This window comes from Enterococcus sp. DIV1337a (assembly GCF_051712285.1).
Classification (GTDB): Bacteria; Bacillota; Bacilli; order Lactobacillales; family Enterococcaceae; genus Enterococcus; species Enterococcus faecalis.
The window spans coordinates 947,664-963,070 of sequence record NZ_JBIOOP010000001.1 but is presented as its reverse complement, the minus strand read 5'-3'; the positions used below and the strand labels follow the sequence as shown (position 1 = coordinate 963,070).

At 36.6% G+C, this 15,407-nt stretch carries 16 protein-coding genes; 2 read left to right on the top strand and 14 right to left on the bottom strand.

Features of this window, described 5'->3' with window-relative positions:
* The first annotated feature begins 405 nt into the window (after window positions 1-405).
* Window positions 406-1,158: a threonine/serine exporter family protein gene (locus tag IGL49_RS04755; RefSeq protein ID WP_104853771.1), complete on the top strand. Its 753-nt coding sequence runs from the start codon at window positions 406-408 to the stop codon at window positions 1,156-1,158.
* A gap of 6 nt (window positions 1,159-1,164) precedes the next feature.
* Window positions 1,165-1,665: a threonine/serine exporter family protein gene (locus IGL49_RS04750; RefSeq protein ID WP_162782432.1), complete on the top strand. Its 501-nt coding sequence runs from the start codon at window positions 1,165-1,167 to the stop codon at window positions 1,663-1,665.
* Window positions 1,666-1,716: 51 nt separating this feature from the next.
* On the opposite strand, the gene IGL49_RS04745 is transcribed toward IGL49_RS04750, so the two are convergent.
* The 14 genes from IGL49_RS04745 to IGL49_RS04680 all read right to left on the bottom strand — a co-directional run bounded on the left by IGL49_RS04745 (window position 1,717) and on the right by IGL49_RS04680 (window position 15,294).
* The gene (locus IGL49_RS04745; protein WP_104853769.1) at window positions 1,717-2,583 is read right to left on the bottom strand and encodes a TIGR03943 family putative permease subunit; all 867 of its coding nucleotides are present in this window, start codon (window positions 2,581-2,583) and stop codon (window positions 1,717-1,719) included.
* 18 nt (window positions 2,584-2,601) lie between these two features.
* Window positions 2,602-3,516, bottom strand: a complete 915-nt coding sequence (locus IGL49_RS04740; RefSeq protein ID WP_104853768.1) for a permease — start codon at window positions 3,514-3,516, stop codon at window positions 2,602-2,604.
* A 208-nt stretch (window positions 3,517-3,724) separates the two neighbouring features.
* A complete protein-coding gene (locus IGL49_RS04735; RefSeq protein ID WP_104853767.1) occupies window positions 3,725-4,531 on the bottom strand; it encodes an MBL fold metallo-hydrolase in 807 nt (268 codons plus the stop codon).
* A gap of 56 nt (window positions 4,532-4,587) precedes the next feature.
* Window positions 4,588-5,442, bottom strand: coding sequence for a two-component system regulatory protein YycI (locus tag IGL49_RS04730; RefSeq protein WP_104853766.1), 855 nt, complete (start codon window positions 5,440-5,442; stop codon window positions 4,588-4,590).
* Entirely contained in the window at window positions 5,442-6,752 is a 1,311-nt protein-coding gene (locus IGL49_RS04725) for a YycH family regulatory protein (protein WP_104853765.1), read from the bottom strand. Before IGL49_RS04725 ends, IGL49_RS04730 begins: the two co-directional genes overlap by 1 nt.
* A complete protein-coding gene (gene walK / locus IGL49_RS04720; RefSeq protein WP_002357946.1) occupies window positions 6,749-8,578 on the bottom strand; it encodes a cell wall metabolism sensor histidine kinase WalK in 1,830 nt (609 codons plus the stop codon). Before walK ends, IGL49_RS04725 begins: the two co-directional genes overlap by 4 nt.
* A 6-nt stretch (window positions 8,579-8,584) precedes the next feature.
* Complete coding sequence (gene yycF, locus IGL49_RS04715) at window positions 8,585-9,289, bottom strand: response regulator YycF (protein WP_002357947.1); 705 nt, start codon at window positions 9,287-9,289, stop codon at window positions 8,585-8,587.
* 173 nt (window positions 9,290-9,462) lie between these two features.
* Window positions 9,463-10,164 carry an MIP/aquaporin family protein gene (locus tag IGL49_RS04710; protein WP_164982876.1) on the bottom strand — a complete coding sequence of 234 codons (702 nt, stop codon included), beginning with the start codon at window positions 10,162-10,164 and terminating at the stop codon, window positions 9,463-9,465.
* Between the two features lie 117 nt (window positions 10,165-10,281).
* Window positions 10,282-11,142 (bottom strand): DegV family protein, encoded by an 861-nt coding sequence (locus tag IGL49_RS04705; protein ID WP_002357950.1) that lies wholly within the window; start codon window positions 11,140-11,142, stop codon window positions 10,282-10,284.
* A complete protein-coding gene (locus IGL49_RS04700; RefSeq protein WP_104855367.1) occupies window positions 11,135-11,704 on the bottom strand; it encodes a DUF1836 domain-containing protein in 570 nt (189 codons plus the stop codon). Before IGL49_RS04700 ends, IGL49_RS04705 begins: the two co-directional genes overlap by 8 nt.
* Before the next feature lie 126 nt (window positions 11,705-11,830).
* Window positions 11,831-12,484, bottom strand: a complete 654-nt coding sequence (locus tag IGL49_RS04695) for a TIGR01906 family membrane protein (RefSeq protein WP_104855368.1) — start codon at window positions 12,482-12,484, stop codon at window positions 11,831-11,833.
* Complete coding sequence (locus IGL49_RS04690) at window positions 12,472-13,242, bottom strand: TIGR01457 family HAD-type hydrolase (protein WP_104855369.1); 771 nt, start codon at window positions 13,240-13,242, stop codon at window positions 12,472-12,474. Before IGL49_RS04690 ends, IGL49_RS04695 begins: the two co-directional genes overlap by 13 nt.
* Before the next feature lie 5 nt (window positions 13,243-13,247).
* A complete protein-coding gene (locus IGL49_RS04685; RefSeq protein WP_104855370.1) occupies window positions 13,248-13,877 on the bottom strand; it encodes a YutD family protein in 630 nt (209 codons plus the stop codon).
* A 34-nt stretch (window positions 13,878-13,911) separates the two neighbouring features.
* Window positions 13,912-15,294 carry a bifunctional metallophosphatase/5'-nucleotidase gene (locus IGL49_RS04680; protein WP_104855371.1) on the bottom strand — a complete coding sequence of 461 codons (1,383 nt, stop codon included), beginning with the start codon at window positions 15,292-15,294 and terminating at the stop codon, window positions 13,912-13,914.
* Between the last annotated feature and the right edge of the window lie 113 nt (window positions 15,295-15,407).

Sequence of the window (15,407 nt, the reverse complement as noted above, 5' to 3'; positions counted from 1 at the left end):
ATTTCATTTTACTAGAAAAGAACCGAAACTACAAACAAAATTTCTTCCTCTTCTCTCTTTTTTGTTATTTCTTAGTCTTTTATTAATAAAGGCTTCGCAAAAAAATGACAGCCATCGATAATTTTAAAATTATAAAAACAAATCCACAACTTTATAAAACAAGAATAAAGCTCTGATAAATCGCCAGAATATCACCTTTCCCTTCAATTTATTTTGTGAAAAAATCGACGTTTTTCTTTCGAAAACTTTTAAATATCTATGATTAAATAATATCAGTCTTTTAATGTTACAATTCGCTAACAATCTGTTTACGATGTAATTTTTTGATTGCGGCTGTTATTTATTTCCTCTTTTTGATTGGTTTGTAGTACACTAGAAGAAAATACATAAAGTGAGGCTTGCTCAATGACTCCTGCTCATTTGGATTTACTTTTAGAAACCTGTTTGTTAGCTGGTAAAATTATGATAGAAAGTGATGCAGAAATGTATCGTGTTGAAGATACAATGAGCCGGATTGCGCTTGCTTCTGGCAACTATCGAATGGTTAGCTATGTGACACAAACTGGATTATTTGTTGGCATAGATGGGACCTCCACGATTCGGATGGTTCAAGTAATGAAACGTGGCATTGATTTAGAAAAAATCTCTCGTGTGAATCAACTGTCTCGTGCTTATGTAGCTGGTGATATTTCTTTAGAGGAATTATTAAATAAACTAAAAATGATTGATAGTGAACACCGACATTTTCCGATTAGCGCACGCATCGTTAGTGCGGCCGTTGTCAGCGGTACGATTATGATTCTTTTTGGTGGTGTCTGGTCCGATTTGTTCTTGACTTTTCTAATTGGTGGTTGCGGCTACAGTCTTTATTATTTCAGTTTAAAGTTTCTCAAGATTAAATTTTTATCTGAGTTTTTAGCTTCGTTATTCATTGGTGCAGCCGCTATTCTTTCAGTCAAATTGGGACTCGGACAATCACAAGATTTAATCATCATTGGTTGTGTCATGCCTTTAGTACCTGGTGTGCAAATTACCAATGCCCTTCGCGATTTGTTAGCTGGACACTACTTATCGGGTGTTTCTCGTGGGACTGAAGCATTAATGACTTCAGGAATGATTGGTTTTGGCATTGCTTTTGTCTTTCAACTTTTCTATTAAAAAGGAGTGACTTACTTGCTAGGAATCGTTTTGGTACAATTTATCTTTAGTTTTTTAGCTTCTGCAGCGTTTGCGATTATTATTAATGTTCCTCGACGGTCACTGGTGGCTTGCGGTCTAACTGGCAGTGTCAGCTGGATGCTTTACTGGGTAATCGTTGAAGTTTTTAGTGGAAATGCGGCATTAGGTTCCCTTATTGGTGCTGTGGGTGTTGCTGCAATAAGCTATCTATTCTCGAAAATATTGAAAATGCCTGTCACGATTTTTAATATTCCTGGTATTGTTCCATTAGTGCCTGGCGGCTTAGCTTATCAAGCTGTTCGGAATATCGTAATTGGCAATTATGAAAAAGGCGCCTATTTTACCGTGCAAGCTGTAATGATTGCTGGGGCAATTGCGTTAGGCTTAGTCGCTTCTGAGGTTTTCAATCAGAATATCCGCAGCTTTCGAGAAAAAAGAGAATCTTTGGGTTTTATTCGTCGTAAGCGCAACAAAATAAAAAAATAGATATCAAAAAAGTTGGTTGCTTCCTTATCAAATGGAAGCAACCAACTTTTTTTAAAAGGAACGATAGACATATTGATTTTTTGGTGCTTGATCCGCTATGACTTTCTCAACTTGCACAGTTGGTATTTGTCGTTTAAACGGTGGATAATAGGACAACTCAACCGTTCCAGTAATCGTTACCCAATCATTGTTTTGAAATTGAGTATGTTCAGGAAAATGAACCAACAAGCCAAAAACGCCAGAATCAGCGACACAATGAATAATTCCAAAACGGAAGACAAATTGGTCAACACTTTCTTCTCGTTTTGAATTATAGACAAAGCCTTTATAAGAAATCCTTTTTCCTGCAAATTGACTTGGATAATTATAGATTAGTTCCATAATTTCCAAATAGTTTTCATCCGTAATTGAAATCACAGATTGTCCATCATATTGTTTCATGGCTTTTGCCATCTGCTTGTCATAATCCGTCTTATTGAAGTACATACTTGTATCAGGTTTCAAATATTGCGTTTGCATATCAGGATCCCCTACTGATTCTTTACTTACTGGAAAGTTAAATCCTTTTGCTTCAACAATTGTTGTGTCTAAACTAACTGTCGGAAATAATAAGCCAACAATCAACGGTAAAGACAGTAGTAAATAGGCAAGCCCTCTTTGGCTGGTTTTTTCCAAATTATGCTGATGACCATGATGCTCATGTCCTACATGTTGGTGTATTTCTTCATGTTTTTTTTGCATTGATGGATCTGCTTGGTTCCACAAAATCAATTGAACAATCGCCATAATAAAAGCTAAAACCATTGATAAAACAGCTAAATAATTATAATGAACATTGATATATTGGTTCAGCTCACCTGAAATTTGAAGATACATCATCAACCCCATATATCCAATTAAAATAATAAATCGTATCATCGATTGTAGGCCTCCTTTTTAAACTACTGCTGCATAAATAGTTACGACAAGCGCCACTATCAAAACAAATTGTACAATGAATGACATTTTAAAATAACGTTTCATCATCAATAAATTTTTAATATCTACCATTGGACCAAAAACTAAGAAGGCGACAATCGGTCCTGTTCCAAACAAACTCAAAAGAGATGAACCAATAAATGCATCTGCTTCTGAACAAAGTGATAGAGTGGCAGCGATGACTAGCATGACTAGAATAGCTAAAATCTTTGAATGGCCCAATTGCATAAGTGCGCCAGTTGGGATATAAGTTTGCATGATTGCTGCCAACAAAGAACCAAAAATTAAATAACGACCCGTATCAAAAAATTCATCAATACTATGGGTTAACGCTGACCAGCCATTTTTCCAAAATGAATGAGCTTCATCAGCGTGTTCATGTGTATGAGCAACCTGCTCTTCTTTAATTTGCGCCAACTCTTTTTCTGTTAAAATTGATTCTTTTCGAAAGTAAGCTAACCAAATGCCGATAACCCACGCAACAATCATACTGCCTAAAACTCGCCAAATCACAAATTTTGTTGCGCCACTAAAGGCTACGTATGTTGAGAATAGCACAATTGGATTAATGATTGGTGCCGTTAACATAAAAGCAAAAGCGGTATGTGTTGGTACATCTTTTTTAACAAATTGATGCACAATTGGTACAATCCCGCATTCACATGAAGGGAAGAAAAAACCTAGAAAACTACCTACACAAATTGATAAAAATTTATTTTTAGGTAACACTTTTTTTACTCGTTCTGGTGTTAAAAAAACATGTAAAGCGCCTGAAATCAGGCAACCTAACATGACAAAAGGCAATGCTTCGATAATAATCGAAAGGAAAATAGTGCTCATCTGTAAAACAGAGTTTGGTAAAAATTGAAACATCATAGACCTCCCACTAGCAAAAATCTAATTAACTATACTCCTAACACCAGACAAACACAAGTATTTGTCAAAAAATTAACTAAGAGTTTAAAAGTATTATCATCGATGTAGCTGTCAAAGCAACTGGATAAAAGAACAAAAAATACGTAGAATACTAGTTATCTAACTACTATCCTACGTATCTTTTTATTGTTAAACCACCATTATTCTAAATTTGAAATAACTCTGAGGCTGAATCTGGGTCTGTATCATATACCTTAAATGCTTCACCGACGCCTAAATCCTTTTGCTTCAAAGTAGATTCCATGGCCATTCGCGCATGAAGCTTCGTGTTATTTTCTTTGCTGAGATGGCCTAAATAAATGCGTTTTGTTTTATCACCTAATACATCCGCCATCACGAGGGCGCCATCGTCATTGGATAAATGACCTTTATCTCCTAAAATCCGTTGTTTTAGGCTCCAAGGATAAGGTCCTGCTCGCAAAATTTCAATTTCATGATTGCTTTCAACTAAATAAGCATCTGCATTTTCAATCGTACCACGAATATGATCGCTACAATAACCTGTATCCGTTAGAATAACAAAGGAACGATTATTGCGATGAAAACGATAAAATTGAGGCGCAATCGCATCATGTGAAACGCCAAAACTTTCAATGTCCATATCTCCCAAGGTCAAAATTTTGCCCATTTCAAAAATATGTTTTTGGGCAACATCGACTTTGCCAATCATGGGATCCATCGCTTGCCACGTTTTTTCATTGGCATAGACATCTAACTTATATTTTCGCGCTAACACGCCAACGCCGTGAATGTGATCGCGATGTTCATGTGTAACTAAAATCGCATCTAAATCTTCTGGTTTGCGATTGACTTCTGCTAACAGTGAAGTAATTTTTTTGCCACTTAACCCCGCATCTACTAATACTTTCTTTTGGTTGGTTTCAATAAAAAGGGAATTGCCTGTACTGCCACTGGCAAGAACACTGATATTAAAAGCAAACTCTGAATCCATTTAAAACTCTTCCCTTCTACATTACAACATTAACGTGTTTCATTATACAACGACCCTTAATGTTTTTCCACCTTTGGCACAGTATTATTTGTGATGATGGTATTACTTACGGCATTTACCTGTTCAATTTCAACTGAATCTTCACCAGTAGAAATTCCTACAAACCAGACTGGAACGTATACATTTTTCTCACGAATTTTATAAATTCTTGAATAAGCCAATTTAATGAATGTTATTTTGGAATTACTAGGAATGCGGTTATTCATATAGAGCGTGTCTATCGCATCACGATTGGAATATAAATCCGTTTTGTCTCGCAATTCCTCAATATTTTCAATGTGCGTTTGCGAATATTTACTAATTTTCCATAATTCACCTGACGTATCTGCTAAAATACTTAATTTTGCAGTATCATCTCTAAAGGGAATTCCTTTATACGATTGTGCAGCCACAATTTCTGCCGTTGGCTCTTTTAAATGAGAAAATTCTGGTAAGTATTGATATTCGTCTCCGAATAATAAAGCATTTTTTTCATTTAAAAAGGTACTTAAATCTTTATCAATTTTCTTAGGATCAATAAAATAGTTTTTACTAGGTACACTCGTTAAAGTATTATCCGCAATTTGCAGCCCATTTCTCAAAAAGTTTTTATTCTTTTCACGTTGGATTTTTAAAGCAGCAGAAAAATTGGTTTGTTCCCCACTTAAATAATAGCCTTCCAATCGTTCTGAAGAAAGTGTTCCTTTATACGAAATGTTATCTTTCTCCAACCGACTTTCAATCGATTCTGTTTGGCTGGAAGAAGAGACACTGCTTTCTTCTTGTTGTCCTTCCCGATAAATTCCAAATAAAAAGATATTTAATCCTAAAAACGCTAAGAAGAAAATCCACTCAATTCGTTTAAAATCCATTAGCCCACCTCCAAGCTTGGTAATTGTTTTACCAAGTCCGTTGCAGTGTACCAATTGTTGTTATAAAGGACATACCATTCCGGACTTAAATCAACGACTTGTTTGACTTCTTCAATTGTCTGCCAAGTATAACCGATAACAGCCGATTGGATTTTTTCCTTTTTAGCACCAGCCGTTTCTAAACGCTTAATCAATTTTTCGGTACTCTCCAGCGTCACTTCTTCTTCTGAAGGAATCGGTACTTGAATCGTATTCACACTTGTGTTAATGGTTACGCTTGGCGTAGCACCATCATTGTTCGTGATGCGAATATCCACTTGGCCTTTCAAATCATTACTGAACACTGGGAAACCTTCCACAAAGGTCCGATAATTGACACTATCTTTCGTTCGATCAAAGTAACGTAAATTCCCCATGTTGGTTCCTAAACGTTTTACATAAGAAAAGCTTTGGTTATAAATTGACTCCCGTTTATTCTCTTCTGGCAAGGTCCCTTTAAAATCGATTTTTCCCAGCTTTTCTTCTGCAAACAATCGTTCTTCTTTGCTCGTGTAGGTTAAGTCTTGACTGTCTTCATTGGTTTGAATATCTTCTGTTTCATTGAAAAAAGCATTTCTAAAACGAGTAACTGGCTGCGAAGCTAAGATATAACTGTACTTTTTCAACTTCATATCATTGGTTAAATAACATTGCCCTTGTTTGGTTAGCATATTTTCGGAAACGTCTTGATATTGTAATCCCTCTTTATTGATAATTCCCATTAAGCGCGCCTTATTGACAGTCATGGGCGCTTCATAGACGTTGGCTTGGTCATAATCTAAAAAACGTATCTTATTTTCGTTAAAATCCAATTGAATTTTCGTAAAATACTGGTCCGTCAACTCATTAAAGTTAGTAAAATTAATGGATAGATTATAAATCGAAGCATAGTCCGAGATTAAAAAGGGACCTTGATAAAGAAGTTCAATACCTTGGTCCATTTGATTGTAGCGCTTAAGTTGCTCTGCATTTTTTGTCACAACTTGTGTCAATTTACCAAACGTAGCCATTTTAATATCATTTTGAACATTACTAATTAATGTTTCACGATTACTTTGCATCGCTTTTCCATCAGTTATGCGAATCAATTGCAAAGGTAAATAGACATCGCCAATGGCTTTTTCATTGACAGCTGTTGTGACTTGGCTTCCCGACTTCATTTCTGGTATTTTTTTGGCAGAATTCAGCCAGATATTGACTGAAAAATATATACTTAAAATGACCATCAAAATCAAGCCAATTCTTGTAATCCATTCTGATAATTTCATCATTCCCACCAATCCTCTTCATAAGGTTCATATGGTAGTGAAATATAGAAAGTCGATCCTTCACCTTCTGTACTTTCCACCCAAATACTCCCGTTATGGGCCCGAATTACTTCTTTAGAAATTGCTAAACCTAAACCAGTCCCACCTTGTGCTCGCGCACGGGCTTTATCCACACGATAAAAACGCTCGAAGACTTTCCCGAGATCTTTTTTAGGGATGCCCAAACCTTGGTCCGAGATACTAAAGACGACATTATTATGTGTTTCAACTAGTCGGCAGGTAATGACGCCGCCATCTGGCGAATACTTAATCGCATTGTTCAAAATGTTGTCTAAAACCTGAATTACTTTGTCGGTATCTAACTCTACCCATAAATCGCGTTTAGTAAATTCACGGCGAATTTTGTAATTTTTTTGCTCATTTTCAATCATCATATCAAAGCGATCCAAGACAAAATTAATCAATTCGTTAAAATTCACATACTCTAATTGAAGATGTGTATTCCCAGAGTCCATCCGAGATAAATTTAACAAATCATTAATCATACGAATCATCCGGTCGGTTTCTTCTAACGTGACTTTTAAGAAATTAGGCGCAATCTCAGGGTTTTCCCAAGCCCCTTCACTTAAAGCTTCTATATAACTGCGCATACTTGTCAAAGGCGTTCGCAACTCATGAGAAACATTGGAAACAAATTCCCGTCTTTCCCGTTCATTTTTTTCCTGTTCTGTGACATCATGAAGTACGCAAACTAAGCCAGTAATAAATCCTGATTCCCGACGAATCATCGTAAAGTCTACCCGGATAATCATTTGGTCTTCTTCACGATCAGACGTTGAGCGATCAATCAGCAGTTCATCTGGCTCTTCTAACAGCTTTCGTAATGTATAATCTTCTTCAATATCTAACAACTCTAATAACGAGGTCCCAATCACATTCTCATTTTTTACATTTAATAATGAAAGGGCCATTTCATTAATCGTAATCACCTTTCCGCGGCGATCCGTCGCAATGACACCATCTGTCATATGGGTTAAGACACTATCTAAGCGATTTCTTTCTGCTTCCATTGTTTCTTGTGCTTCTTCAATCCGTTCTGATAATTGATTAAATGTTTCTGCTAATTGGCCTAATTCATCTTTTCCATGGACTTCTACTTTTCCAGCGTAATCACCACGAGCGATTCGAATGGCTTGCTCGCGCATCTCCCCAATCGGTTTCGTGATAGATCGTGCAATCAGTAAGGTCACAATAATCGAGATTGCTGCGGCAATAATAGAAGCAGTGAAAAAGATACTTGCTGTGTTAGTAATTTCTTGGTATTTATTTTCTAAATTACTTTTCACATAAAGGACGCCAATCACTGTTTCTCCAGTAGGCGATTGAATCGGCTGGACATTCACATACACGCGTTTATCATTATCTAAAGCTTGATATTTTTTACTCGTAAAGTCATTTAAATCACGATAATCATTCTTTTTCCCAATAATATTTTGTTGATTTAAATCATTGGTTGCCCGAATAATCCCTTTATCATCGACAATTCTCGCTTCAGAAATGTCTGCATTTGAAAAATCAGATAACGCTTTTTTTAAATTTGCATCAACGTCACTACGTTCGAGATCTTTATTGCTCATCTGCGTACTTAACGTATTTGACAATTGGACAACTTGGGAATCCATATTTTTCTTAAAATCGGAAATTGTAGTGGCTTCCAATTCACGAATGAAATAGCCACCAATGATTTGAATCGCGATCAGTAACAGCAGGATAAATGATAAAGCAATCTTAAAATTAACAGATTGAAAAAAGTGAACTTTTTTCTTCATACCTGATTACTCCTGTTCAGGATTTCTTAGATAATAACCAACCCCACGACGAGTAACTAAATACGTTGGATGACTTGGACTATCTTCAATTTTTTCTCTTAAACGACGTACGGTGACGTCCACTGTCCGCACATCACCAAAATAATCATAACCCCAAACGGTTTGTAATAAATGTTCACGAGTCATGACTTGTCCGATATGTTTTGCTAAGTAATAAAGTAACTCAAATTCACGGTGGGTTAATTCAATTTTTTCACCCCGTTTTGAGACCATGTATGCATCAGGATGAATGGTTAAATCACCAATCGTTAATTCAGATTGTGTTGTCACCTCGGCTTCTTTCGCATTGGTTGCACCTCGCCGTAAATTGGCTTTTACACGAGCGACTAATTCACGATTTGAAAATGGTTTCGTTACATAGTCATCAGCGCCTAATTCTAATCCTAAAACCTTGTCAATTTCAGAATCTTTGGCAGTCACCATAATGATTGGCATGTCATGTGTTTTGCGCACTTCTCGCGCGACTTCTAAGCCATCCATTTTAGGGAGCATTAAGTCTAAAATAATTAAGTCTGGTTCCACTTCTTCCACTTTTTCAAGTGCTTCTTCTCCATCGTAAGCAGTAAATACTTCATATCCTTCTTTAACCAAATTATATTTAACGATCTCTGAAATTGGCTTCTCGTCATCAACTACTAAAATTTTCTTCACAAAGAGACACCTCTTTTTCCTTCTAATCTTATTTGATACTTTCCTATTATACCTTATTTTGATGATGTTTTCATCTTTAGCTAAAAATGCGCCTTCAGGTTCTCCTAGTATAACAAAAAAAGAATCTCTGACAACAATTGACGCTTGTTATCAAAGATTCTTCTTCCGCTAATCTATTCTTCCGTATCTAAGACGAATTTCGCGACAAGAGCGGCTAATAATCCACCAATTAATGGCGCAACGATAAAAATCCACAACTCAGATAACGCTGAACCACCCGCAAAAACGGCTGGCGCGATGCTACGAGCTGGGTTGACAGAAGTTCCTGTCAAAGGAATACCGACTAAGTGAATCATTGTTAGTGTTAACCCAATTACGACCCCTGCTAATGAAGCATTACCCTTCTTAGCACTTGTAACTGTCATGACAACTAAAACAAAAATAAATGTTAAAATAATTTCGACTGTCAATGCACCAGCAACACTTAATTCACCTACGCCATTTTGACCTAAGTTCTCAATACTTTTACCAGCACCTTTTAGAATGCTTAATAATGCAAATGAGGCAATCAAACCACCAACAATTTGTCCAACTACATAGTAGATTAGTTCCATTGTTGTCATTCGTTTATTAAGCCACATTCCTAAAGAAACAGCTGGATTTAGATGTGCACCTGAAATTGTGCCAATACTATAGGCAGCAGCAACGATTGTTAACCCAAATGCTAAGGCAATCCCCGTTGTTCCAATCCCTTCCATACCATTTCCTAGAACGGCTGTTCCTGTCCCAAAAAAGACAAGAATAAATGTTCCTAAACATTCTGCTATTGCTTTTTTCACAAAAAATTCCCCCTTTGTAGACAAATTGTAACACATTTGTGAAATTTTCAATATAATTTTCGTTGTTTTTTCAGTAAAATGATATTTCTATGAAAAAGAGAAATCTTAAATGAAAAATCCCCTCAAAAAAATTTGAGGGGATTTTTCATTTAATTAATCATTTAATAACTGTATGCCAACACCTAAAAGTCCTGGTCCTGTATGAACAACTAATGCCGGACTAATTGTTCCAAAGTAAATTTCTTCTGCTTGCGGAAAAGCCGCTTTCAAGCGTTCCATCATTGCTTTTGCTTCTTCCTCTGCCGCACCGTGAGCAACTGCCAAACGAAAACGGGGTGCCTCACCTATAAAGTTCGTCACCAACTCAAACGTTTTATCAAGACTTTTTTTACGGCCACGAGACTTAGCCACCGTATAGTAAATGCCTTCTTCATTACAAGAAATAATGGGGTTTAATTTTAGCGCATTCCCTAAAATAGAAGTGACTAAACCAATTCGTCCACCCTTTTGTAAATATTCTAAAGTGGCTACATTAAAAAATACTTTTGCGTTGGCTACTTCTTCTGTTAATTTTTGTTGTAGTTCTTGCCAGCCTAGTCCTGTTTCAATTAATTCTGCTGCTCGAATCGCCTGAATGCCAGCCCCGATACCAATGTTCTTTGTATCTAAAACAAATACATCTAGTCCTTCGGTTTGTTCTCCAAGCAAGCGAACCACATTATACGTTCCACTTAAACCACTAGAAATGGTCACCGCTAAAACTTTTTCGTAACCCGCTTCTTTAATTTTGTCAAAAATAGCTTGGATCGTGGCTCCATCTGGTAATGAAGTACTAGGAATTTCTTTCTCTAAACGTTGATACACTTCTTCTGGTGTAATATCTACCTTATCTGTATAGGTTTTTTCAGGATAAATAATCTGTAAGGGCAAGACATACATGCCGTATTGTTTGACCAATGCCTCTGGAACATCTGTCCCAGAATCAACCAGTAATGCAATCTTTTCTTTATTCATGTGTCATCTCATCCATTTCTTTTAAGTATTCTTGTTCCAATTCAATCACTTTTTCACTAAACATTTTAGTAGCAAAAGACATTGTCGCTGCTTTTACAGCCAAATATTCAATCCCCATAGGTTCTTGTGATTTGGCCTGAACTTCTTTTTCTTGCGCTTGAGTAGCAATCACATAAATCGCTCGTTCCTGTTCTTGACAAAATAAATTGTACGCTTCACGAATACCAACCGCGGCTCCTTGGAATAAAATGCCTTGCTTAATTTCTGGCAATGTTAACACTTGTTTCAACAACGTAATCGCAATTAAAAACGCTAAATGTTTTTGATTGTAGCGCTTTTTCACTGGGGCCGGGATTAACCCGTGTTTGACATAATTATTAACCATTGAGGAAGTTAACAAAGTATGTTTTTCCAGTGTAATCAATGGGGATAAGTATTTTTCTATCAGAGTAATCACTTGATCCATATATAATTCAATATCTGGTAACTCATGCCATCTTGGCAAATGAACGTTTTCCAATTGTTGGCCCCAATCTTGTAGTGATTTTTCTATCTCGTCCATAAAAACCCTCCTAACCATTTCTAAAAAAGAATATCATACTTTTGATAATTATTCAATCTAGTTTTTAAAACTAGATTGAATAAAAAAGAAAAGTGAACACTTTGGGAATTGTTCACTTTTCTCTCTTTATTTTTTTAAAGAACGTTTTCCGATTAAAATGCCTATTAAAAACAGGCCTTCTAATAAAACAAAAAACAAGATAAAACAATGCATAAAGTAGGCTTCAGGTAAGGCATTGATAATTGGATCAGTCAGCGGATTAAATAACCAAGCATCGTTGTTAAAAAATAATCCATGAAACGCAATAAAAAATTGATCAAAGCCAATCAGCATGAAAAAGCCAAAAAGCACAGGCAAGAACATTCCCCACTGAAATGGCCGTATCAATGTCCATAAACGCTGATTTTTTACCAAATATTTTAAATAAAGGACACTAGGCAACAACGTAACTAGTAATACGCCATAGCACAATAAAAACAATTTTTTCACTTCATAAAAATGAAAAGCCGCACTATCAGACATGGGGAAATCAGGAAATACTAATGTTTTTTCAAAAGGATTGTTTAAGTACCTCATTAAATGATCGTAATTTTTAATCAAGGTCACACGATCAACCTCTACGTCTTTTAAAATATTTAAGTGTTGGATATCAAAAAGATACAACGGACGAAAATTAATCGTGATCGTGATACTTAAAGCCACAATCGTTAAAAACAAACAAATGAGTCCAAGTGTTTCCCTTAAGCGCAATTTCGACCTCATCATACTCAAAAAGTCCATTCATCTAAGGAATCAACAACATAGGTTGGCGGTGTTGGTAAAGTTGGAACCGCTGACTTAGGGGTAAAACCTGATGTAACTAACAAGCTATCAATACCATTTTGAATCCCTGATTGAATATCGGTTTCATAATTATCTCCAACCATAATCACTTGCTCTTTTTCCACGCCTAAATGCGCAATCGCTCGTTCCATGATAATCGCTTTTGGTTTACCAATATAAACTGGTTTTGTTTGGGTAGCTGTCTCCACAAACGTCACAACTGAACCTGCACCAGGTAATAAGCCTCTTTCTGTCGGAATGTTCTTATCTGGATTGGTCCCAATAAATAACGCCCCTTTTTGAATAGCTAAGGTGGCTAAAACCACTTTTTCGTAGGATAGTTCTGTATCAAGTCCCACGACAACATAATCAGGATTTGTTTCCTCCCATTCAAAACCTGCTTCTAAAATTAAATCAATTAAACCAGCCTCGCCGATGACAAAGACTTTCTTGCCTCGATTGGTTTCTTTCATGTAATCAATCGTTGCTAAAGTCGCTGTATAAACAAGGGATGCTGGGACATGAATATCAAATTCATTTGCTAAACGTTGGGCCACTGTTTCAGGAGATTTAGTGGTATTATTCGTTACAAATAAAAAAGGCAAGTTTTTTTCCTGTAACTGCTCGACAAAACGTTTTCCTGCTGGAATTGGCTCTTTTCCTAAATAAATCGTTCCATCTAAATCAATTAAATATCCTTGATAGTCTTTTTTCACTCTGTTTACTCCTCACGTTGACGAATCGTAAAGCCTTTGCCAGATTTTTTGGGACTAGGCTGTTTGGGTGTAGTCGTTTTTTTATTTTCTTCTTTTCGCGTACGAATTACTGGCTTACTATTTTTATTAGCGGGCGCACTCTTTTCCTCGACAAACGCGTTAGAACGATTATTCTTTTTATGACGACGGCGACGATGCGTTGTTTTTTCTTTGCGTTCACCTGTTCGCTCAATTACAAAATAGGCACAGCCAAAATTACAATATTCATACAGATAGTCTTCTAGTGTATCAATTCGTTGATCCGGCGCCGCCCGACGATTGGAAGTATCAAAAAAGCCACGCAAACGTAACTGTTCATAACCCCAGTCTCCCACGATATAATCATAACGCGCTAAAACTTCACTAAACCGTTCACCTAAGCGTTCAGGATCAAAGGCATCACGATGATTTTTAACAATTCGGTACTCTCTTTCACCAATTTGAATATCTGTTTCATTCACAACGGTGACAATTTCCCCTTTTTTCTTTTCTTTTACAGGTTCTTCTTTTATTTCTTCAAGAACTGCTGTTAATTCTTCTGTAAAGGTTGCAGCAGTTTCTGTTTCTTTTTTTTCGGTTGTCTTTTTGTCTGTCATTTTTTCACCACCTAGTTTTTATTATACCTTGTTTTTATTTGATTGGATAGTGGTCATGCAGATAGTTCGCCACGACAGTTCTTAAAACGTCTGGAAACAAAAATTCGACTTCTCCAACTAACTCAATCGTTGGGAAAAACGGGACAAATTGAAAGTGATCCACTGTTGTCAGCGTATATTTCTGCTCTGGCTGAATAGGTTTCCCTTGCCAAAAAACGGACTGGCTATTTCGATCAAATTGAATCCCATCATAACATAATTCGCCAAAAATTTTCCCGCGGAAGCCCATCCCGCGAATCGGAAATTTCCGCAGAAATTGACGACTTTTTTCCATTTCACGAATCAAACGGCTCATGTCTGACCCTTTCAAAGTAACCTTGATTAAATGCATTGGATGAGGCAAAGCCTCATGTAATTGGTCTGCATTGATTATTCCTTCTGGTAAATCTGCTAAAAATAACCCGTTGTTTAATACAGCTGCATCTGTCTGTCCCGCTTCTTTTAATGCCTTCAAGGCAACAGTTATAAAGGAATGCGGTTGCCGTAAGTCCGTTGAAAGGGTTTCTGGGATTTGTGCAATTTGCTGCGCTTGCAATAGTCGATGACCTTCCGTTAAATAACCCGCAATTTCCTTGGCATCATTTGTTTGCTCTTCTAAACTTGCTGTTTCAATAGTTTTCGCATAACTTGTGACTTGCTTCGTTTCAGCATCAACAAACAGATGCACTTCACCAATATACTGTCCGTATTTGCCAGCAGCTGCTAGTTGTACATGATTAATTTTTTCCCCATCTTTAAATAAATGATGTGTATGGGAACCTAAGATTACTTGAATTTCAGGATAATTCGCCGCAATCATAAAATCAGTATCTATCCCCAAGTGACTAAGCAAAATGAGAACATCACATTGAGGGGCAACTTCTGTAATCAGTTGAGGAAGGACTGCTTCCACTTGTTTGATTGTCCAGCCATTGGGATTATACGTTAAAGGAAACGGTGCGGTTAAACCAATAAATCCTAACTTTGTGCCTTCTTTAGTTGTCATTATTTTATATGCTTGACAAAAATCTGGTAACATTTGAGTTTTTGGATCTTGTAAATTAGCTAAGACCACTTCAAAGGTTGCCTGATCATATAAATGCTCTAATTGTTTCTTTGAATTGCCGATTCCTTCATTATTTCCAATTGTAACCAGGTCATACGCTATTGTATTCATTATAGCTACATTTGCTTGACCATCTGTTGCTTCGGTCAAAGGATGACACCGATCTGAAAAGTCACCTAAATCAATGGTTACGACTGTTTTGCCCTCTTTTTGGTACAGCGAACGTTTGGCTTTAACCAGACGCCGTATTTTGGGCCAATTTTCAAAGTGAGAATGAAGATCATTGGTATGGAACAACACAATCTCTTCCACTAAAATCGCCTCCTTTATTCAGCGCTCTGATTAATAGTACCATATTTATAGAAGAAAGTTACAAAAAAGAACAGATGACTTTAGAAGAATTTCTCCTAAAATCACCTGTTTTT

What these genes read in the sequence shown, in the direction of transcription:
- IGL49_RS04755 (WP_104853771.1), top strand. Translation starts at nt 406, where the DNA reads ATGACTCCTGCTCATTTGGATTTACTTTTAGAAACCTGTTTGTTAGCT.
- IGL49_RS04745 (WP_104853769.1), bottom strand. Translation starts at nt 2,583, where the DNA reads ATGATACGATTTATTATTTTAATTGGATATATGGGGTTGATGATGTAT.
- IGL49_RS04740 (WP_104853768.1), bottom strand. Translation starts at nt 3,516, where the DNA reads ATGTTTCAATTTTTACCAAACTCTGTTTTACAGATGAGCACTATTTTC.
- IGL49_RS04735 (WP_104853767.1), bottom strand. Translation starts at nt 4,531, where the DNA reads ATGGATTCAGAGTTTGCTTTTAATATCAGTGTTCTTGCCAGTGGCAGT.
- IGL49_RS04730 (WP_104853766.1), bottom strand. Translation starts at nt 5,442, where the DNA reads ATGGATTTTAAACGAATTGAGTGGATTTTCTTCTTAGCGTTTTTAGGA.
- IGL49_RS04725 (WP_104853765.1), bottom strand. Translation starts at nt 6,752, where the DNA reads ATGATGAAATTATCAGAATGGATTACAAGAATTGGCTTGATTTTGATG.
- walK (WP_002357946.1), bottom strand. Translation starts at nt 8,578, where the DNA reads ATGAAGAAAAAAGTTCACTTTTTTCAATCTGTTAATTTTAAGATTGCT.
- IGL49_RS04710 (WP_164982876.1), bottom strand. Translation starts at nt 10,164, where the DNA reads ATGTGTTACAATTTGTCTACAAAGGGGGAATTTTTTGTGAAAAAAGCA.
- IGL49_RS04705 (WP_002357950.1), bottom strand. Translation starts at nt 11,142, where the DNA reads ATGAATAAAGAAAAGATTGCATTACTGGTTGATTCTGGGACAGATGTT.
- IGL49_RS04700 (WP_104855367.1), bottom strand. Translation starts at nt 11,704, where the DNA reads ATGGACGAGATAGAAAAATCACTACAAGATTGGGGCCAACAATTGGAA.
- IGL49_RS04695 (WP_104855368.1), bottom strand. Translation starts at nt 12,484, where the DNA reads ATGGACTTTTTGAGTATGATGAGGTCGAAATTGCGCTTAAGGGAAACA.
- IGL49_RS04685 (WP_104855370.1), bottom strand. Translation starts at nt 13,877, where the DNA reads ATGACAGACAAAAAGACAACCGAAAAAAAAGAAACAGAAACTGCTGCA.